Annotated in this window: 19 protein-coding genes and 1 pseudogene; 5 read left to right on the top strand and 15 right to left on the bottom strand. The window is 62.4% G+C overall.

Annotated features, from left to right (window positions below):
• The first annotated feature begins 3 nt into the window (after positions 1-3).
• On the top strand, positions 4-780 hold the full coding sequence (locus RQ479_RS32945; RefSeq protein WP_376706142.1) for a FadR/GntR family transcriptional regulator: 777 nt from the start codon (positions 4-6) through the stop codon (positions 778-780).
• Positions 777-1520, top strand: coding sequence for an SDR family oxidoreductase (locus tag RQ479_RS32950; protein ID WP_376706143.1), 744 nt, complete (start codon positions 777-779; stop codon positions 1518-1520). The genes RQ479_RS32945 and RQ479_RS32950 overlap by 4 nt, the downstream gene beginning before the upstream one ends.
• A gap of 12 nt (positions 1521-1532) precedes the next feature.
• On the opposite strand, the gene RQ479_RS32955 is transcribed toward RQ479_RS32950, so the two are convergent.
• On the bottom strand, positions 1533-2432 hold the full coding sequence (locus RQ479_RS32955; protein ID WP_376706144.1) for an NAD(P)-dependent oxidoreductase: 900 nt from the start codon (positions 2430-2432) through the stop codon (positions 1533-1535).
• A 135-nt stretch (positions 2433-2567) separates the two neighbouring features.
• Here RQ479_RS32955 and RQ479_RS32960 point away from each other — a divergent pair, with 135 nt between their 5' ends.
• A complete protein-coding gene (locus tag RQ479_RS32960; RefSeq protein ID WP_376706338.1) occupies positions 2568-3314 on the top strand; it encodes a FadR/GntR family transcriptional regulator in 747 nt (248 codons plus the stop codon).
• 8 nt (positions 3315-3322) lie between these two features.
• Here RQ479_RS32960 and RQ479_RS32965 read toward each other — a convergent pair whose 3' ends face one another.
• The 5 genes from RQ479_RS32965 to RQ479_RS32985 form a co-directional block, all read right to left on the bottom strand.
• Positions 3323-4045, bottom strand: a complete 723-nt coding sequence (locus tag RQ479_RS32965) for an ABC transporter ATP-binding protein (protein WP_376706145.1) — start codon at positions 4043-4045, stop codon at positions 3323-3325.
• Positions 4042-4767: an ABC transporter ATP-binding protein gene (locus tag RQ479_RS32970; RefSeq protein WP_376706146.1), complete on the bottom strand. Its 726-nt coding sequence runs from the start codon at positions 4765-4767 to the stop codon at positions 4042-4044. Before RQ479_RS32970 ends, RQ479_RS32965 begins: the two co-directional genes overlap by 4 nt.
• Positions 4764-5810, bottom strand: coding sequence for a branched-chain amino acid ABC transporter permease (locus RQ479_RS32975; RefSeq protein WP_376706147.1), 1047 nt, complete (start codon positions 5808-5810; stop codon positions 4764-4766). The genes RQ479_RS32970 and RQ479_RS32975 overlap by 4 nt, the downstream gene beginning before the upstream one ends.
• A complete protein-coding gene (locus RQ479_RS32980) occupies positions 5807-6679 on the bottom strand; it encodes a branched-chain amino acid ABC transporter permease (RefSeq protein ID WP_376706148.1) in 873 nt (290 codons plus the stop codon). The genes RQ479_RS32975 and RQ479_RS32980 overlap by 4 nt, the downstream gene beginning before the upstream one ends.
• Before the next feature lie 76 nt (positions 6680-6755).
• A complete protein-coding gene (locus tag RQ479_RS32985) occupies positions 6756-7970 on the bottom strand; it encodes an ABC transporter substrate-binding protein (protein WP_376706149.1) in 1215 nt (404 codons plus the stop codon).
• Positions 7971-8145: 175 nt separating this feature from the next.
• On the opposite strand from RQ479_RS32985, the gene RQ479_RS32990 reads away from it, so the two are divergent.
• Both RQ479_RS32990 and RQ479_RS32995 read left to right on the top strand, forming a co-directional pair.
• Positions 8146-9132 carry an aldo/keto reductase gene (locus RQ479_RS32990; RefSeq protein WP_376706150.1) on the top strand — a complete coding sequence of 329 codons (987 nt, stop codon included), beginning with the start codon at positions 8146-8148 and terminating at the stop codon, positions 9130-9132.
• A gap of 47 nt (positions 9133-9179) precedes the next feature.
• Positions 9180-10025, top strand: a complete 846-nt coding sequence (locus tag RQ479_RS32995) for a fumarylacetoacetate hydrolase family protein (RefSeq protein WP_376706151.1) — start codon at positions 9180-9182, stop codon at positions 10023-10025.
• A gap of 299 nt (positions 10026-10324) precedes the next feature.
• On the opposite strand, the gene RQ479_RS33000 is transcribed toward RQ479_RS32995, so the two are convergent.
• From RQ479_RS33000 to RQ479_RS33040, 9 genes and pseudogenes are all read right to left on the bottom strand, one after another.
• Positions 10325-10453 carry a hypothetical protein gene (locus RQ479_RS33000; protein ID WP_376706152.1) on the bottom strand — a complete coding sequence of 43 codons (129 nt, stop codon included), beginning with the start codon at positions 10451-10453 and terminating at the stop codon, positions 10325-10327.
• On the bottom strand, positions 10453-10683 hold the full coding sequence (locus RQ479_RS33005) for a class II D-tagatose-bisphosphate aldolase non-catalytic subunit (protein WP_376706153.1): 231 nt from the start codon (positions 10681-10683) through the stop codon (positions 10453-10455). Before RQ479_RS33005 ends, RQ479_RS33000 begins: the two co-directional genes overlap by 1 nt.
• A 101-nt stretch (positions 10684-10784) precedes the next feature.
• Entirely contained in the window at positions 10785-10997 is a 213-nt protein-coding gene (locus RQ479_RS33010) for a class II D-tagatose-bisphosphate aldolase non-catalytic subunit (RefSeq protein WP_376706154.1), read from the bottom strand.
• A 38-nt stretch (positions 10998-11035) separates the two neighbouring features.
• A pseudogene (locus tag RQ479_RS33015) lies at positions 11036-11256 on the bottom strand (hypothetical protein); the annotation flags it as partial.
• A 432-nt stretch (positions 11257-11688) separates the two neighbouring features.
• Positions 11689-12786 (bottom strand): PfkB family carbohydrate kinase, encoded by a 1098-nt coding sequence (locus RQ479_RS33020; RefSeq protein ID WP_376706155.1) that lies wholly within the window; start codon positions 12784-12786, stop codon positions 11689-11691.
• Entirely contained in the window at positions 12783-13898 is a 1116-nt protein-coding gene (locus RQ479_RS33025; RefSeq protein WP_376706156.1) for a hypothetical protein, read from the bottom strand. Before RQ479_RS33025 ends, RQ479_RS33020 begins: the two co-directional genes overlap by 4 nt.
• A gap of 1 nt (position 13899) precedes the next feature.
• Complete coding sequence (locus RQ479_RS33030) at positions 13900-15810, bottom strand: hypothetical protein (protein WP_376706157.1); 1911 nt, start codon at positions 15808-15810, stop codon at positions 13900-13902.
• A 7-nt stretch (positions 15811-15817) separates the two neighbouring features.
• Positions 15818-16960 (bottom strand): hypothetical protein, encoded by a 1143-nt coding sequence (locus RQ479_RS33035; protein WP_376706158.1) that lies wholly within the window; start codon positions 16958-16960, stop codon positions 15818-15820.
• Positions 16957-18900 carry a sucrose-6-phosphate hydrolase gene (locus RQ479_RS33040; protein WP_376706159.1) on the bottom strand — a complete coding sequence of 648 codons (1944 nt, stop codon included), beginning with the start codon at positions 18898-18900 and terminating at the stop codon, positions 16957-16959. The genes RQ479_RS33035 and RQ479_RS33040 overlap by 4 nt, the downstream gene beginning before the upstream one ends.
• Positions 18901-19279 lie beyond the last annotated feature (379 nt).

The following is a 19279-nucleotide window of genomic DNA, read 5'->3' on the forward strand; positions in this document are numbered from 1 at the left end:
GCGATGACGCTGAAACTCGACAAGGTCAATCGCGGCCCACACCTCTCCACTCTGGTGGCAAGTTCTATCTCGCGCGAGATCGCGCAAGGGCGCTTGAAGCCGGGCGACCAACTGCCGACCGAGCAGGCGCTGGCGACCACTTTCGGGGTCAGCCGCAACGTCGTGCGCGAGGCGATCGCGCGGCTGCGCTCGGAAGGCCGCATCTGGTCACAGCAGGGGCGCGGCGCCTTCGTGGCGGAGACCAACAACCCGACGGTGCTGACCATCGACCATGAGACGCTGCAGCGCGCCGATTCCTTCCGCAACCTGTTCGAACTGCGCGGCATCCTCGAAGTGCAGGCCGCAGCCCTTGCGGCCACACGGCGCACCGATGCCGATCTCACGGCAATGGGTGAGGCGCTCGCCGGCATGCGTGCGGCACCATATGGCAGCGTTGCCTGGCTGCGCAGCGATCTCGAGTTCCACCGCACCGTCGCCGAGGCGACGCGCAACTCCTATATGGGCCAGTTCCTGGTTTTCGTGTCCGAGCGCGTGCGCGAAAGCATTCTGGCCGCCGGCAACCAGCAGAAGTCGGACGACATGGCGCGTATCACGCTTGGCGAGCATGAGCGCATCCTAGTGGCGATCCGCGCCAAGGACGTGGAGGCAGCCCAGACGGCGATGCGAGACCATCTGGCGGGCGCGGCCTTGCGCGTCGGGCTGCATGCGAACGATGCCGAGCCAGAGTCGGCGCCCCGACCGGCAAGAAAACAGGCGGTACACCGGAAAGTGGTCGGATGACAGGCAGGTTGGCAGGTTTGACGGCGGTGGTCACGGCTTCCGCGCAGGGCATTGGGCGCGCCTCTGTCCTGGCCATGGCGCGCGAAGGCGCAAAGGTAATGGCCACCGACATCGATGCCGACAAGTTGGAGCCGCTCAGCGCGGTCGAAGGCGTCACGCTACGCCAACTCGACGTGCTCGATGCGCAGGCGATTGCCGAATTTGCTGCACAGGTGCCGGCGCCCGACATCTTGTTCAATTGCGCCGGTTACGTGCACAACGGCACCGTGCTCGCCTGCGACGAGGCCGCATTCGACTTCTCGATCGGGCTGAATGTGCGGGCCATGTACCGGATGATCCGCGCTTTCCTGCCCGGCATGCTCGACCGAAGCGGCGGCTCGATCATCAACATGGCGTCGGTCGCCTCCAGCGTGATCGGGGCGCCGAACCGCTTCATCTACGGCACCACTAAGGCGGCCGTTATAGGACTGACCAAATCGGTTGCCGTCGACTATGTGACCAAGGGCATACGAGCCAATGCCATCTGCCCCGGAACCGTCGACAGCCCGTCGCTGCACGAACGTATGCGCGCCCAGGGCGATTATGAGACGGCCCGCGCAGCCTTCATCTCGCGCCAGCCGATGGGCCGGCTGGGCACGCCGGAAGAGGTTGCTGAACTCGTCGTCTATCTCGCCAGCCCCGAGACCGCGTTCATGACAGGCAACGCCATCGTGCTCGACGGCGGCTGGACGAACGCCTGAGCGGCGCAAGCGTCACGACGGTTCCGTCAACGCGACCCCGTTCAGGCCGGCGATGATATCGGACAGCGCCGGCACGAATTTTTCGCCATGGCCGGTGGTGACTGCGGTGGCAAAGCCATTGCGCACCGCAGCACCAATCGGGTTGGCAACGCCCGCCGCCTGCGCGAATGAGGCGAGGTAGGTCATGTCCTTCAGCGCATTGACGATGGCAAAGCGTTGCGCGTTCTCGTTTCGGTTGAGGACGAAATCGAAGAAGGCCTGGTAGAAGCCGCAATCCATGCGGCTGCCCGAGATGACGCTGTTGAAGACCTGCGGCGTCAGGCCGGCCTTTGCGCCGAGCGTCAGCGCCTCCGAATAGATCGCCGAGTACCCCATCGAGACGAAATTGTTGAGCAGCTTCATGGTGTGGCCGCTACCGATTGGTCCGGTGTGCACGACACGTGCGGCAAAGGCTTCGAGCACCGGCCGCGCGCGGGCGACGACATCTGCCGGACCGCCGACCATGACGTCAAGCTTCCCTTCCGCGGCTTCCTTGGGCGTGCGCGCCAGCGGCGCGTCGATCAGCGTCACGCCAAGTGCTGCGAGTTCGGCGGCAAGGGCTGTCGTCGAGGACGGGTTGGAGGTCGAGCAGTCGATGATCAGCAGCGGCTTGGCTGCGGTGGCAAGCCCATCCGGGCCCTTGACCAGCATTTCGACCTCGCGCGAGCCGGTGACGCACAGGATGGCGATGTCGCAGGTGACGGCGAGTTCGCGCGGGCTTGCCGCTTCGGTCGCGCCGGCCCTGATTAGCCGGTCGGCGGCGGTGCGGCTGCGATGCACGCAGACGGTCAGCGGCCAGCCCTTGCGCAGCAGATTGTCGGCCATGCCGGCGCCCATGCTGCCCAGACCAATGAAGCCGATGCGTTCTTTCATAAAATCCTCCCATGACCCGCGCCTGGCGGCCTCAACTTTCGTCACCTTGCGGCACGCACCTGTCGATGCAATCCTTCGAACAAGAATCGGCCTTTGCCGAAGACTCGGACCGGAGCCCCCGCCGTGGCGGAGACCATGCTTTTCGATGCCATACCGCAGGCGCCCAATCTGCGGACCGGGCTCGTCAACACGCTGATCGCGCAGATCGAATCCGGCGATCTCGCGCCCGGCCAGCGGCTGCCGACCGAGCAGGAGATCGTCGCGGCAACTGGCGTCAGCCGCACCGTCGTGCGCGAGGCGCTGGCAGCACTCCGCGCCCGAGGGCTTATTACCACGCGTCAGGGACTTGGTGCTTTCGTCGCCAAGGATCCCCTGCCCCGCACCTTTTCCATCCTGCCGGACGACCTCGAATCGATCGACGAGGTGCTGCGTGTGCTGGAACTGCGCATGGGCATCGAGGTCGAAGCAACCGGCCTTGCGGCTGAGAGGCGAAGCGCCGCAGCACTCGACCAGATGAGCGCGCGGCTTGACGCGCTGGAAGCGGCGGTGCGCGCCGGCGGATCGGGCTCGGAAGAGGATTTCGGTTTTCACCGCGCCATCCTGGCGGCAACGCAGAACCCGAATTTCACCCGGCTGTTCGACACGTTCGGCAGCGCCATGATCCCGCGCCAATGGATCCGGCTCGACCGGATGACAATTGCCGAGCGGGAAAAATATCTCGCCCGCATGCAGCGCGAGCATCGCGCCATCCTCGCGGCAATAGAGGCCAACGACGTCAACGCGGCGCGGCGCGCCATGCGCAGCCATCTGACCAAGAGCTATGCCCGCTTCGAGGAGCTGCGCGACAAGGCCGGTCACGACTTGGGGGCCAGCCACGACTGATTGCTTGCTCATCCGGCGACACCGCCGAGATAGAGTTCGCGCATCAGCGACATGTCGCGCAATTCGGCGATCGGACCGGAGACGACGATGCGGCCGTTCTGCATGAGATAGCCGCGCGAGGCGACGGAGAGCGCGAGGCCGGCATTCTGCTCGACCAGCAGCACCGAAGCGCCGAAGCGCGCGCCGATGCCGAGGATGATTGCCTTGATCTCCTTGACCAGCAGCGGCGACAGGCCGAGCGACGGCTCGTCGAGCAACAGCACGCGCGGCCGCGTCATCAACCCGCGCGCGATGGCCAGCATCTGCTGCTGGCCGCCGCTCAGCGAGCCGCCCTTGTCGCGCTTTTTTGTGGCGAGGATCGGGAAGAAGGCCAGCATGGTTTCGAAATCGGCCTGGACGGCGGCCTCGTCGCGGCGCGCATAGGCGCCGAGGCGCAAATTCTCCTCGACCGTCATCTCGACGAAGATCTTGCGCCCTTCCGGCACCAAGACCACCCCTCGCCTGGCCATGACATCGGCGGCAAGCCCGGTCACTTGGGCGCCGTCAAAAGCGATGCTGCCGGACCGCGGCTTGATCAGCCCGGCGATGGCCTTGAGGAGTGTCGATTTGCCGGCGCCGTTGGGTCCGAGGATGGTGACGATCTCGCCCTTGGCCAGCGTCAGCGAGACGCCGCGGTTGACGATCGTCGGTCCATAGCCGGTGACGACATCGGAAACGGCGAGCAGGCTCACAGATCGCCTCCCAGATAGACTTCCAGCACCTTGGGATCGGCAAGCACCGCCTCGGTCGGGCCATCGGCGATCTTGGAGCCGAAATCGAGCACGGCGAGGCGCCGGCACAGCATCTGCATCAGCTTCATGTCATGGTCGATGACGCATACAGTGATGCCGTGGCCGGGAAGCTGGCGCACAAGCCCGACCAGGGCCGTGGTTTCGCGGTCGTTGAGCCCGGCGGCGGGTTCGTCGAGCAAGAGCAGCCATGGCCGCGTGGCCAGCGCCAGGGCAAGGCCGAGCAGGCGCAGGCTGCCGAATGGCAGCACGCCCGCTTTTTCGCCGGCAAGCGCGCTGAGCCCGACGAAGTCGAGCAATGCCTGCGGTGTCGGCCAAGGGTAAGCGGTGCCGGCAGCCACCCGGACATGCTCACTGGCGATCTGGACATTCTCCAAGACGCCAAGGCCGGCGAAGGCCATCGCCTGCTGGAAGGTGTAGCCGATGCCGGCCCGCGATATGGCATGCGGCTTGAGGCCGGTGATGTCTTGCCCGCGAAACAGCACATTGCCGCCGCTCGGCCTGTGGACGCCGGTGACGACGTTGAACAGGGTCGTCTTGCCCGAACCGTTCGGACCGACGACACCGAGGATTTCGCCCTCTTCGATAATGAGGTCGACGCCTGCAAGTGCTGTGACGCCGCCGAACTGCTTGCTCAGGCCGCTGATCGCCAGGATCGGGCTCATTGCCGCGCCTCCGAGGGCGCCGCGTCGCGCTGTTCCGTCTCCTGTTTCGGCTTGCCCGAAAACGCCGCGCGGAGCGCGCGCACGATGCCGCCGATCAGGCCATCGGGCAGCAGCATGATCACCGCGATCAGGCAGACGCCGTAGACGATGCGCGACTGGACCGGGTCGAGGTTGAGCACTTCCGGCAGGAAGGCGACCAGGACGCCGCCGGCGAGCGGCCCCTCGATCAGGCGGGCGCCGCCGATCATCACCATCAGCGCCAGGTAGATGCTGGGGAAAGAGGAAAACTGCGACGGCGAGATGTGGCCGAGGAAATGGGCCAGCAGCACGCCGGAGATGCCGGCAAAGATGCCGCTGACGACGAAGGCGCCGATCTTGTGCCGGCCGACATTGATGCCGAGCGAGGCGGCAAGCTTCTCGTTCTCCCGGATGGCGCGCAGCGTGCGGCCATAGGACGAGTTGATGATCGCCCAGCTCGCCACCGCCGCGGCGGTCACGAACGCTACCACCATCAGATAGTAGCGCGTCAGGTCGCTCATGTCGGCGCCGAACAGGGTGACCGGGCCGGCGAGATCAAGCCCCGTCGCGGCACCGGTATAGTCGCCGCCATTGGTGAGCACGATGGCCAGCAATTGCCCGAAGGCAAAGGTCATGATGACGAAGTGATGGCCGCCGACGCGCAGCGACGGAACGCCGACGATCATCGCGAACACGGCGCTCGCCAGGGCAGCCGCCGGCAGCGCTGCCCAGAAGCCGACGCCAAAGTCCCGCGCCAGGATCGCCGCCGCATAGGCGCCGACGCCGACCAGCGCCGCGTGCCCCATCGACAGGATGCCGGTCTGGCCGAACAGCACCGAAAGGCCGTAGAGCGCGATCACGTTGATGCCGGCCGAGATCGCCAGCGACAGAAAACGGTTGCTCGGTGAAAGCAGCGGCACAAGGGCAATCAGCGTCAGCACGGCCAGCACCGGCAGCAGGGAACGCAAGGCCGGGATGGCGGAATTCGTGGAATGTCTGCCTTGGGACGCCGCACTTTCACTCATGAAGCCATCCTCGGTCCGCCGGTGCCGCCGAACAGGCCGTGCGGGCGCACGATCAGCACCAGGATCATCAGGGCAAAGGAATAGGCGTCGGTCCACTGCGAGAAGCCGTAGCCGGCGCTAAAACCTTCGACGATGCCGAGGATGAGGCCGGCGGCGACGGCGCCGTAGATGTTGCCGAGCCCGCCAATCAGCGCGACGGCAAAGCCCTTCATCACCATTGTGCCGCCGGTGAAGGGCGTGATCGGAAACAGCGCAATCAGCAGCGCGCCGCCGAGCCCAGCCAGTGCGCTGCCGAGCACGAAGACGCCGGTGATGTAGCGACGCACCGGAATGCCCATCAAAGCGGCGGTGTCGCGATCCTCGACGCTGGCGCGCAGCGCGCGGCCATAGCGGCTGGCGGTGATCATGCGGAAGCTCAGCGCCACCACGGCGATGGTGATCAGGATGACCATGACGCGGACGGAAGCGATGCGCACGCCGCCGACCTCCCACACCGTGGTCAGCGGGCGCGGGATGCTTTTCTGGTTGGGGTTCCAGAACAGCACGACGACATGCTGCAGGACGACGATGAGGCCGAGCGAGACGATGAAGCCGTTAGTCGGCCGCTCCAGCGTGAAGCGAAACAGGCCGCGCTCGAGGATGTAGCCCATCAGCCCGACCGCCAGGATCGCCAGCACCACGGCCAGCGGGAAGCCGAGACCGGCGCTGACGGCGAGCCAGGTGACGATGCCGCCGATCATCAGGAACTCGCCATGGGCAAAGTTGATGATGCCGGTGAGGCCGAAGATCAGCGTCACGCCGATGGCGATGAGCGTGATGACGCTGGCGATGGAAAGGCCGTTGAGGATTTGCTGGATGAAAATATCCACGGCGATCGAGACCTGCTGCATTTCAGAAAAGAGAAGCTGGCGGCACTTGGCGCGCCGCCAGCCTGGGGATGATGTCTCAGCTCTTCGGCGCTTCGGCGGGCGGCTGCTGCATCGAGCAGGAGATGGCGCCGCCGGGTGCCGCGGCGCAGACCTCGGTGGCATGGGTGACCTGGTGGGTCGGATTGAACGTCAGGTCATCCGAGACCACGCCTTGATGGTGGAGCGTCAGCAGCGCCTCGACCGTCTTGTCCGGATCGAAGCTGCCGGCCTTCTCCCAGGCTTCGGCCAGGAAGTGGACATAGTCGTGGTAGAGCAGCGACACCGACGAGGTCACGCCGTGCGGCGCACCGGCCGCGAAGTAAGCGTCGAAATAGGCTTTGGCTTTCGGATTGGACGACTCGCCCCAGCACACCGGCACGCAGCTCATCGCCACCGGCACGTCGGCCGAAAGCTGCTTCTCCTTCCAGATACCGGGGTCGACGCCGAACAGGAAGTAGCTCTTGGCGGCGCCGAGCTCCAACGCCTGCGGCAGTGCCGTCAGCGTTGAATCGCCATTGTACCAGAAGTGGATGATATCCGGATTGAGGCTCTTGGCCCGCGTCAGGAAGGGCGAGAAGTCGGTGGTGTCAGGCGGGTAGAAGATGATGTCGGGGACATCCTGTCCCTCGGCCTTCAGCGCCTTGAAATAGTAGGACGACAGGAACTGGCCGGTGGCGTCGTTGCCTACGATCATGACCGACTTCTTCGGTTTGTAGCCAAGCAAGGGCTCAAGCAGCGTGAGCACGCCACGCGCGGTCGATCCGGACCGCTGGAACTCCTGCGGCTCGGACTGGAACAGATAATGATCCTCGCCACCCGGCTTGACCGAGTCCGGTGTCAGGATTTTCGCCAGCGTCGAATTGCCGGCGAAATGGATGATCTTGGCCGGCTGCGTGATCTTGGCCATGGCCAGCGTGAAGTCATGCGTTTCCGATCCGAAGATCGCCTGCACCTTCACGTCGCGCACCAGTTCCTGGGTGGCGGCGATGGCGGTCGCAATGTCGGTGCGGTCGTCGCGCTTGACCATTTCCAGCTTGTAGGTCTTGCCGCCGACCTTGATGCCGCCGGCGTCATTGATCTGCTTCACCGCAAGGCCGACGCCTGCCGGCAAGGTATGGCCGGCGGAAACGAACGAGCCCGACTCCGCCGCGACGACGCCGATCTTGACGATGTTGTCTTCGGCGAATGCAGGATGAGCAAGCGCGCCAAGGCACAAGGCCGCCGACGCGCCCATTTTCAGAACGGTTTTCAACTTGAGATCCTCCCGACTCCAAATCATTGCAGTCTTACCGGGTTGTCATACAACCCTGTTATCTGGTAACTCTAACGAGCACGGATGTCAATCGCGTCATCATTCGATTAGATGCCGGGGGCAGGATGCGAATCGGCGTGCGGGCCAGGACCAGATCGGACCGAGGAACAGGACTATGCAGTCACGGAAATTCGGCCGCACCGGCCGAGACGTCAGCGAGATCGGCTTTGGTTCATGGGCGATCGGCGCTGCCTGGGGCGAGGTCAATGACAACGACGCGGTGACCGCGCTTCATGCCGCCCTCGATGCCGGCGTCACCTTCATCGACACCGCGGACGTCTACGGCGACGGCCGTTCCGAGAAACTGATCGCCAGGGTGATGAAGGAGCGCGGCGGCGAGCGGCCGTTCATCGCCACCAAGGCCGGAAAGCGGCTGCCGGCGCAGACGGTCGAGGGCTTTTCCCAGGAGAACCTGACAGACTGGATCGATCGCAGCCTGAGATATCTCGAGGCCGACACGCTGGACCTGGTGCAGCTGCACTGCCCGCTGACCGACCTCTACTATCACCCGGAGGTTTTCGAGCGCCTTGACCGTCTCGTCGAGCAAGGCAAGATCCGCAATTACGGCGTCAGCGTCGAGCGCGTCGAAGAGGCGCTGAAGGCGATGCAATATCCCGGCGTCGTCAGCGTCCAGATCATCTTCAACGCCTTCCGCCAGCGGCCGGCGGAACTGTTCTTCGACCTGGCGAAAGAGAAAGATGTCGCGATCATTGCCCGCGTGCCGCTGGCCAGCGGTTTGTTATCGGGCAAGTTCAAAACCGACACCAAATTCGAGACCACCGACCACCGCCTGTTCAATCGCAACGGCGAAGCCTTCGACGTCGGCGAGACGTTTTCGGGCGTGCCCTACGAGGTCGGGCTGGCGGCGGTCGAACGCATCCGGCCGCTGGTTTTGGGCAACACGACGATGGCGAAATTCGCCCTGCGCTGGATCCTGATGTTCGACGCGGTGAGCGTTGTCATTCCCGGTGCGCGCAACCCGGCGCAAGCCCGTTCCAACGCCGAGGCCGCGGCACTGCCGCCACTGTCCGATGACCTTATGGGCAAAATCCGCGACATCTACGATCAAGACATCAAACCCTACGTACATCAACGCTGGTGATCAAACATCGCGGGCCGCAACCGATCCGGCAGTGGAGAGAGATTTAGATGAAACTGCTGCGCTATGGCGAGGTGGGGAGCGAGCGCCCCGGCCTGCTCGATGCGGATGGAACGATCCGCGATCTTTCAGGTCATGTCTCCGACATTGCCGGCAAGGCGCTCGATCCGGCGTCGCTCGAGGCCCTGTCGAAGCTCGATCCGAAGTCGCTGCCGGCGGTGTCCGGCAAGCCGCGGCTCGGCGCCTGCGTTGCCGGCACCGGCAAGTTCATCTGCATCGGCCTCAACTATTCCGACCACGCCGCCGAAACCGGCGCCACCGTGCCGCCGGAGCCGATCATTTTCATGAAGGCAAGCTCGGCCATTGTCGGCCCCGACGACGACGTGCTGATCCCGCGCGGCTCGGTCAAGACCGACTGGGAAGTCGAGCTCGGTGTGGTCATCGGCAGAAAAGCAAAATATGTCGGCGAGGCCGAGGCGCTGGATTATGTTGCCGGCTACTGCGTCTCGCATGACGTGTCCGAGCGTGCCTTCCAGGCCGAGCGCCAGGGCCAGTGGACCAAGGGCAAGAGCTGTGACACTTTCGGCCCGATCGGCCCGTGGTTGGTCACCAAGGACGAGGTGAAGGATCCGCAGGACATCAAGATGTGGCTGACGGTCAACGGCAAGACCATGCAGAACGGCTCGACCAGGACCATGGTCTACGGCGTGGCCTATCTGGTCTCCTACCTCAGCCAGTTCATGTCGCTGCATCCCGGCGACATCATCTCCACCGGCACGCCGCCCGGTGTAGGGCTGGGCATGAAGCCGCCGATGTTCTTGAAGGCCGGCGATGTGGTGGAGCTGGGCATCGAGTGCCTGGGTCAGCAGAAGCAGACGTTCAGGGCGGACGTGTGAGCGACTGAGGCTTCGGGTCTCTCAACAAGGCGTTGGATGACCCGCCTATTTGCACGCCTTATACGCTGGCGCCCTACGGCATGCCGATGGCGCTTTACATTCACCTCGCCGGGCGTTGTGATCAATCAGGCGCCTGGAAGGAGTGCGAAGAGTACGAAAAGTCGATGGCCAATGGTCGGTGAGGTGGCGCGCCGAAACAGCATTCTCTCATTGTAGAATCAATGGTCAATGGCTCAAGGCAATACCGGGCGGTGACCAGTAGACAGAGCAAGCCCTGGGCCAGTGACAGCGCAAAGGATTCAGGCTGCGTCCCCACGGCACGCCGCGTTGTAATCGGCCAGCACCTGGCCGACCGCGGCGTGAAGAACAGCCTCGGCCTTCCCGGCAGGCCCGAGCTCGGCCGGCAGCGTCGGCAGGAACTGGCGCATCAGCGTTTCGGGAATACTGACGCCGCTGAGCACGTCGCGCAGGCGGCCAACGGCAACGGCGGCGGTGGGGTTGCAAGGTAACGGCTCGCTTCACTGCCGTGATAGTGACTGTGCCAATGGCCAGGTGCCGCCAGCATCACGCGCTCAATGATGCCGGCCAGCGATCTGTCGCCGTCATCCGCGACAATTTCCGACGCGATCAGGTCGAGGCCATAGAGCGCCTCGCGCAAGGCAAATGTCAGGCCCGGACCGACCTTGAGGATGGGAAAAAGCCGTTGCCGACAAGTGCGGTCAGCGCCGCGCGGCACTGGTAGTCGGTGGAATGCGCCTCTTAGACGAGCGATGGCTCTTCATCGAGCAGTCCGGTCAGCGCCTTCGACGCTTCCGGCCTGTAAGCGACGACGTTCTGGCTGTCGAATTCGACACCCGGCTGCACGACCACGGCGATCACGCGGCCGAACGCTTCGGTCAGCCCTTCGCGGGCAAAGATCTCACGATGCACGTCGATCGTGCAGCGCGACGCCGCCGCTTCGGTGGGCTTCACCGAAAAGTCTGCGACTTTCCGGGATCATGCTCTGGCCCTCACTCGGCCGCGGGCGCCTGCTCGGCAGCCTTCTTGAGTTCCCTGCCGAAGAACAGGGGGTATAGCCTGCCGGCAGGACAAGGATGGTGAGCACGGTGGCAACCAGGATACCGCCCATCATGGCATTAGGCGAGCGGACCCCTGAGACGGCGCGCGAGATCGGGATTAGCGCCAGCACCGCCGTCATCGCCGTCAGCACGATCGGCCGGGAACGGCGGACGCCGAGCCGCACCCTGTCTGCGGCCCCTGCCCTGAAACTTTCCCGGAGCACTCGTGGGAGTCAGTTACGGTTGCGCTCAGAAACCTCGCACGTCTTCCTGCTGAAGGCGTTCCAGTGTGCCATTTATGCGACTTTCGAAGCACGTAGCGTGAACATCGAGCCCTGAAAAAACCGTCTTTGCTCTCCGAGCCATAAGTCATTTCTGCCGAAGGACCGCGATCAGATTCCGGCACTGAAGGTCTGGGGTTGGGCCGGTGTGGAAGGTCGGCTTTCGGTTCACCACTGCAAGAAACCGCCCTTGGGCTCACGACCCTATTGGTCGCATTGCCCTTTTGCGATTCCCAAAACCAGACTTTCGACGCCAGAACATGAGCGACCACATCGACGCGCGCGTAGCTGATCCAGATACCTATCGTCCCTTGCGAACGGCCACTAGGCTGCGACGGCTGCCGACCTGCGCCCTTGGCGGGGAGACCTATCGCGTTCGTGATCTTCGGGCGGGCAAGCGGGACAAGCCACCGATGCGTCGCCAATGGCTTTTGCCGCTACCATCGACAACTTTGGCCTACCTTCCAAAAGAGAGACAATCTGCTTGGCGAAGGAGCGGCCGTCTACGGCGTACATACCGCCCCGTGCGCCCTCAAATCCGCAGTTCCATGCCGCAAGCGCCTGACCGTATCGAAGGGCTTGGTGAATCGAGACTCCGGTACCATCCCGTAAGCCTATTTGTCCGTGAGCGGCGACTTTCGTCAGAAGCCCTGCGGTACACCAATCTCCCGAACCGCATGTATCGACCATATTTGGTGCATTAATTGCACTCATATGCGCCCATTCTGAAATGCCCGCTCCAAGACGATGACGGTATCTCAAACCGTCAGAGCCGAACGTCTGCACTTCAAGGAGAGTGGCACTTTCGGCCTGCATTGTGCCCCCGGCCGTTGCGAGGCGCTGATCGGAGTATTTCACGATGTGAGCTAGTTGAATCGCCTCTGCAAAGAGTTTCTCATCCGACCTAGCCGACGGTTCATAGACGATGACGGCACCCTGGGCTGACGCCGCGGACGCGAGCGAGAGCGCGGCGCGCGAAAGGCGATCCATGAAAAATACGGCTGCTCCAGGAAGGTTCGCAGCGACGGTTTCGATAGCGTGCTGGGTGACAGGTCGGTAGCTGGGCAAGCGTTGACCGCAGCGCGGACATGACCACAAAAACCGATGGGTTGGAGAGCCGTGGCGATCCTGACGAATCTGCTGGATGATAATCGGCGTGTGGCTGGTCGGCGCACAATCCGTGAAGTCGAGGGCCACACCCCATCTCTTGAGATCAGCGCGGACGCGATGGGACGCCGGATCCCCGTTCATCCTTGCGATGGGGAAGGAGTTCCAGCCGAGGTATGCCAGGATAGCCATGACGTTGCCACAAGTGCCGCCCGCCCAGGACTGAACGGGCGATGTGGCCTCGGCGCCCATGACAAGATCAAGAGCGATCAATCCGGTGCCGAACGCTTTGGGCCGGGAGTCTTTCGTCTTCATGAGGCACTCGTCCCTTCACGGTGAAGCACTGGCCGAGGCTGTGTATACACGTCGCCTTCCAACCAGATGTGTACAAGATTTGGCGTCGAGCTTGTAAGCGGAACTGACCCGTCAAGATCGTAGCTTATCGATTCGAGGTATGCGACTGGTAAATCTCGTTCCAATGCGGCCATCAGCGCTCCCAATGCCATGACCTTGCTGCCGAGCGGCGACAAGACCAGTAGCGAGCCTCCGACCTCGCGGAAGACCGGCTTTCGCAAGTCGTCAAGCCGCAGAATGGTTCTGTAGAGATCGAGGGGATCCGCCTCGTCCGCATAGAGGATGTTGCGGGTGTCAACTGACCATCCGCTCTCCATCTCAGTCAGGAATTCTTCCGCCAGCTTGTCGCCAAGTCTCGGGTCACTGGCAGGGAAAGGCAGGATTGGGCACGTGTCATGCGGCCCGACGAACTCATGAAGTCTGCCGAGTGCGCCACGGCGTCCGGTCGCAAGTTGGGGCAGCCATAGCTTTGCCGCTGCCGCTGAACCGTCCAGCGTAGATCCACCCTTAAACCCATGGACATAACCTGGTGCATCGCTTGGCACCGATTGAATAGCTGCATCCAGCGTTGGGTCATGAGCGACGAAGACGTGCAGGTTAGCTGGCCCCTTGCCGCGCTCGATCCGCTCCACGAGATAGCGAATAATCGGGAAGCTGGTGCCCACTGACAGTGCGCTGGCGTCGACGACGATATCGGTAATGTCCTCGAACTTTTCCTTGCCAAGGCTACTGGCTATATTTCTGCCGCCGACAACAGCACCGTCCGTTCCGAAGATTTCGATAGGAATGACGACATGGTTGCCGACGGCCGTGGTCAGTGATCCCGCGTTTGATGTGGCTCGGTTTATGAGGTCCTGCGCCGGCTTAGGCCGGTTTTCTTGAAACAGGATCGCGCGCACGGATGCCCCGGCAGCTTTCAGCCGTTCGGCGACGGCGGTCGAGCGCGGATCGAAGCCAGCGCCGGCAATCAGTAAGACTTTCCGGCCGACGCCTCCGAAATACTCGACGATAAATCGGTCAACTTCCGCACCTCGATGTGAGACACACGGATCCCAGCGCCGCTCGCGTCCCATGTCAGACCTCGCCCAGAAGCCGAACGAGATCGTCGGCGTGGCGTTCGAGGAAGCCGCCGCGTTTCAGAGTGAGACCATGGTGCAGCAACAGGACACCGCCGAGTTCGACCAGGCACCATAGGCGCTTCTTCGTTCCATAGTTGGGAACCAACATGAACGCGTTGTATGCGACGCCGAACTGCAGAACGCGCGCCAGGTCAGGATAGGTTGACGGGATAGTGTCAAATTCCTCTTGGGGAATCCCGAACGCTGATGCCCCTCCACCTAGAGAGGCATTGCCTTCAAGGCTCTTGGCTAGGCATTCGGAGGCGATCCTCTCGGCGAGACGGCGGACGAGCTGATGCTGGGGAAAGTCCCATTCTCGCACCATTTCGGAGGCGCGCTCGCGCAATAGATGGTGTTGTACGCCACTGGTCAGCGTCGCCGGCTTCGAGCGAATCAGTTGGGTTTCTGACTGCGACACCAGCCTGGCGGCGAGCTGCAGAAATTGCTCTGCATTCTCGGAGCTGGCGTCGCAGAGCGGGTCGATGCCAAAATAATATGGCCGATCATATCGGTGGAGCAGATGGACCCGCGCGCCATCCGCTACGCCGGCATCGGCAGTCAGCGGGCGGCTTGGCTCGGTGTCTTCTGCGTTTTCCTCAAAGAGGCCGCGCTGAGGGACCCGTTTGGCATAACGCTCGAGCAGAATTGCGAGCATAGCCAACCGAAGATCCTCACCGTCTTCGTCGGCACCCTCCAAATAGTCGGCAACCTCCTGTTCAAGTCCGCTTCGGCGCTCGGCCGAAACGGCATAGCGACGTTGAAGCGTCTCAACCTGCTTGGCGAGTTTCTCTCGCTTCGATTGCGCAATCGTCTCCGACTGAGTCGAGAGAAGATCGCCAAGGTTGTGGAGCCGCCGGCGATTGAAAACCTCCATCTGGACGAGATAGCGCCCAGCCATGTCCTTCGCCATCTTGCGAAACGCCCGGCGCTGGTTGGCTCGGTCTTCCCCGCTTTGCATCCAGATGCTGGTAATTTCCCTGGCACGCTTGAAGCCCGGCTCATCGGCCGTCGCGGCGGACCCGTCGTCGAGCAGCACATCGGACGGAGTGAGCGCGTCAAGCCGTGTGAGTATCCAACGTGACACCTTCAATTCGCGTCGGCTGAGCCAGCGCTGTAGAGCGATGAGCTGTGTCGGATGAAGGCTGTGCGCGTCATCGAAAATCACGAGCGGTCGAAGATCGAAGGTCTCCTCGCCCGAAGCGATGTGAAATGCCTCGATAACATCGAACGGTCTGTAGGCGGCGGCTGCCTCGCTGTCGATTTCGTCGATCTCCGGAGGAACCAGGGCTGCCGAAATTCGATAGATGGCAAGCTCCACCTCCCGCGCGCGAGCATGCAGTGCCGGCCCTGTCGTTCCGCCGATAGCAGTGAGGGCTGCCACAGCGTCGGCACGCGGAACAATCTCGACCTGATCCAGGCCGATGCCAGCGGCCTGGACGTTCCGCAGCCAGGCAAGCACCGTCCGCGCTTGAAGGAGCGCGATCATCAGCCCTGTCTTCAATTCGTCGGGATAGGGGAATTCCCAAAACTCGCGATATTCGGCTTCAAGCGGGATCCGGCCGCCAATCAACGTCGGCCGTTGATCGGCAATTGCCCCACAGGCGCTGAGAGTATCAATCAGCGGCTTATATGAGTTCATAGTGCGGTTGCGCAACAGCGTGCGCAATGTCGAGAATTGGAAAAGGCGCGCGAGGGTCGTCTTGCCGCTGCCCGGCGTCCCGATGATCATAGCCAGTCTATCGTAGAGCCGCCCCTCTTCCGCCGGCTTCTGGAAAAATGTCGCTAGTGGCTCAGGCGTGACAACGGCAAGAAACGCTTCGTCGTCACGTAGATATTCAGTCGCACGCTTCTCGAATGGGTTTGCCATGTGTGACCTATGCGTGCCTTTGCCGCCGGCGGAAAAGCGGCCGCATCGCTGGGGCGATCACGCCATCACGATTGCCTCCATCGGTTTCCGCCCATAGCAACGCAACCGAGTTGTTCGGCGTGTTATGCTCGAGCACGAGCGGTAGCGCGCAGCCGCCATAGCCGAGCCCTAGATGCGTCACGCCGCCAACATCGGTATGCCGTGTTCTAATGATTGGATCGTAGTAGGTTTTGGTAAGCTCCAGGAATTCGTCGTGACGACCAGAAACGGCATCGATCGATAGGTCGTCGGGGAGAACCATACCAAAGGTGAAATGTACGCCGCTTGCCCACCCCTCGCCTTTCAGCGCCTCGCTTGCCTCAGCCCATCGACTTTGGACGGCCTTGGCCGCAGCTGAAGTCCCGATATAGTGATGGATACAGAGCTGCCAGTCGGCGGCAAGAACGTGATCGCCCTCCAGGGCTTTCACCGCATTATCGACGGATTCCTTGAACTTCAACAGCTTGCCGGACCACTTTTTCTTCTCGGAATTGTAGCGAAGGAACGAGGTCCCTGTGCCCATGAAATCGTCGATGAGATAAACGAGCCGAAATCGAGCGTCCTTGTCCTTGAGGTCCTCGCGCAGGTTCGCAACCAAATCCTGCCATTTTTCCTTGTCCACCTGCGTCGCGAGCACCAGCTGTTCGTTCGTCAACAGACCAACGTTGCTATGGCGAACGATATCGATCCGCGCGCCATCGCTCAGTCCCATGAACAAAGTCTGGCGCCGAAGCCGCTCGGCGGCAGCACGCGCTTCAAGATCAGCGAGGACGCGGTAGGTAGGCAAGCCACGCTCCCCGGCAATCGTTGCGATCACACGATCCCGAACGGTTCGCGGATAGAATTGTTCGACAAGCCGCTGCATTTCGCTGGGGCCAACGTAAATGAGTGTGTGTCGAACGAATGCGTATGCGGTTTCGCGCTCTGCTGGCGTGAATTGCTGGAGCCAAGTCGCGAGGCTTTCGATGAATCGCATTCCCGCTTGGAAATCCCTATAGCCGTCATATTTCAGTCGAGCTACGAGGCGCAGCCACTGAAATTCCCGCCTGGCCCGGTCGTCGTCCCAGCCCATAATCTCGCCAAGTATTTTCAGGCCGAGGTCCTGGTTCACTGAAGCGCTCCCGACCTCAACCGGACGCCGCCTGGATGAGCCTCGAGTGAGCGAAGATAGTCGAGAGTTACAGCGACCCCGCGCTGACCGCATTCCGCAAGATTCCAGCAGGTATCCGGATCCACGCTTATTTCGTCGACGCTCAGTGCAAAGGGTTCCTTCAGCAACGCATAGTCGTTACCAGGCCATCGACCGCGATCTCCAATTGAGAGGATTGAGGCATCGCCGACGCGCTCTCGCAGTTTCGTCAGCACATTCAGCTTCGAGACTCCAGACGCGACGATATCAATGGAGTGGCTCGACCGTGTAACCGTCATGTTCGCTCCACCGCTGAGCAGGATCACCTGGTGCGCGAGATCCCAAAGGCGATTCTCGGGCATGGCCCGTCTGCCTTGCAGCGTAATTTGAAACCGCCGGTCCGTCTGTTGGGCCGACTCGGCAAGCTCAGGCTGGACACGTAACGCGGCTGCGAGCGGCGCTAACGCTTCACATGTCCCTTCCTTTCCGTCGGGCGCTTGATTATCATCCAATGTCGCGACCTCAGCGCCATTGTAGTATCCGACAACAACGCGTGGCCACAGATCTGCGGACAAGCGAGCCCTGAGATCCTTTCGAACCGAAACACCACGACCTGTGGCGATCGCCAAGTGGCAGCCGAATCCCAGGATCCGAGCGAGTTCGGATGTCACGTCTTGGCTCGCCAGGTCGAAACGATTGCGGGTATCGACGATTGTGCCATCGTAGTCCAACACGACGGCGCCGAAGATCGCGCTCTGCAGGCGAGCACGGAATAGATTGAGCGCCGTTCTCCAGTGTTGCAGTTCGCCCAAAGCGTCAAGACGTGCAGGCGTTACGCCAGCCTTGCGCGCTATGGCAGCCGCGTCGCGATCCGTGAGACTGCGATGCACGTTCGACGGCAAAGGTTTGGGAAGCGGGAGGCTGTACAGCTTGCGTCCGAAGTCAGGGACGCCCGGCCGACCCGGATCAATCCCGCGTGCGGCACCTGCCCATCCGGAGATTCGGAGCGCAGCCACCAGGGAGGCGAGACCGGCTGCCGATGCTGAACCTGCAAGATCTAGTCGTGCGCGCGGGATTTCAGCCGGAATGAGCTTGAGCGTCCGATCTGCCAGCGCACGGTCATGGTCCGACACGAAGGCCAGGACGGCGCTTGTCTCCCCGCGTTTGGCGAGCCAGTGGTGTCGCCCGTGACCAAAATTCCGATAGTCCGCAAGTTGAAGGTTACCAAGCGCAGCCTCGGTAAATTTCGACTCAAGGTCGATAGCACCGATTCGAGTTGACGGACCGTAGAGAACGAGCGTCGTTTGCCGGGACCAGAGCGGCATAGTGGTGGCCTGCCAGGCGTCGCGCGTATCGGAGCGCTCCGCGAGCAGCGGCCAGGTCGTTTCCCTGATCGCGTCCCAATCAGCGTCGCGTCCGAACTCGGTCACGTAGGCCCGCGTCAAAAGCGCGGTGAAGCCCAGAAGGGAGTTGGTCGCGAGGAACCCGTCCTTGCCTGCAGGCGGCGCGTAGATAAGCAGGTCCACGTAGTCATGTCGCCGGCAGAGATCGGCGAGGGGGCTATCCTCGCGCCCGCATAGAATGCCGACTTGGCGTGGTTCGCGGGCAATAAGGGCCTTCGTGGCAGCCAGAATATCGACGTTGCCACCTCCCGCACTGAGCAGCCACGGCGCAACGCTGGCTTCCAGTGGATCGGCAACTGCGTCGAGCGGTGTAGCCACCGCGGCAATTCGACCGGTGAACCGCTGGTGGAGTCCAGCCAGCGCATGGGCGACGGTCAGCGATCCCCCAGATCCGATGGCAAGAAGGGAGGAAAGGCCGGCCGTGCGCACGGCTTTGCGAAGCGGGGCAATATCGACTGCGGCCGACCAAGCAAAGGTCTCGGCGAGTTTTTCCATTTCCGCGGCATAAGGCTTTGCCATCTTGGGTTCCCGGCTCTCGTCAAGAGCCTCTAGCATTCCATTTTGCCTGCGAATTTACAAGAACAGATCAAGAACATGCGCGGCAGCGTTTCGTTAATGCGCCATAACAGGTCCTGTCCGAAAAACGTAGCATCGTTCTGACAAGGCCTGTTAACAGTCTAAAAAATGTTCCAGATTTCGGGCATGTCCACGGACTCGTCAACAAGCGGCGATTTGCGTTTTGCCTCCTCGCGCGCATTCAGCCCGAGCCGGACCGCGTCTGGCAGGCAGACCTGCAATGCGTCTTGTTCAGGCCCCTGCACTGGCTTCAGGATAGTGCTTGGCCAGGATGAAGAGCGTCGTACAGCCGCGACTTTGCGATGACTATTTGACGTCTCCA

The sequence above is a fragment of the Mesorhizobium sp. ISC25 genome, assembly GCF_042295465.1.
Taxonomy (GTDB): Bacteria; Pseudomonadota; Alphaproteobacteria; order Rhizobiales; family Rhizobiaceae; genus Mesorhizobium.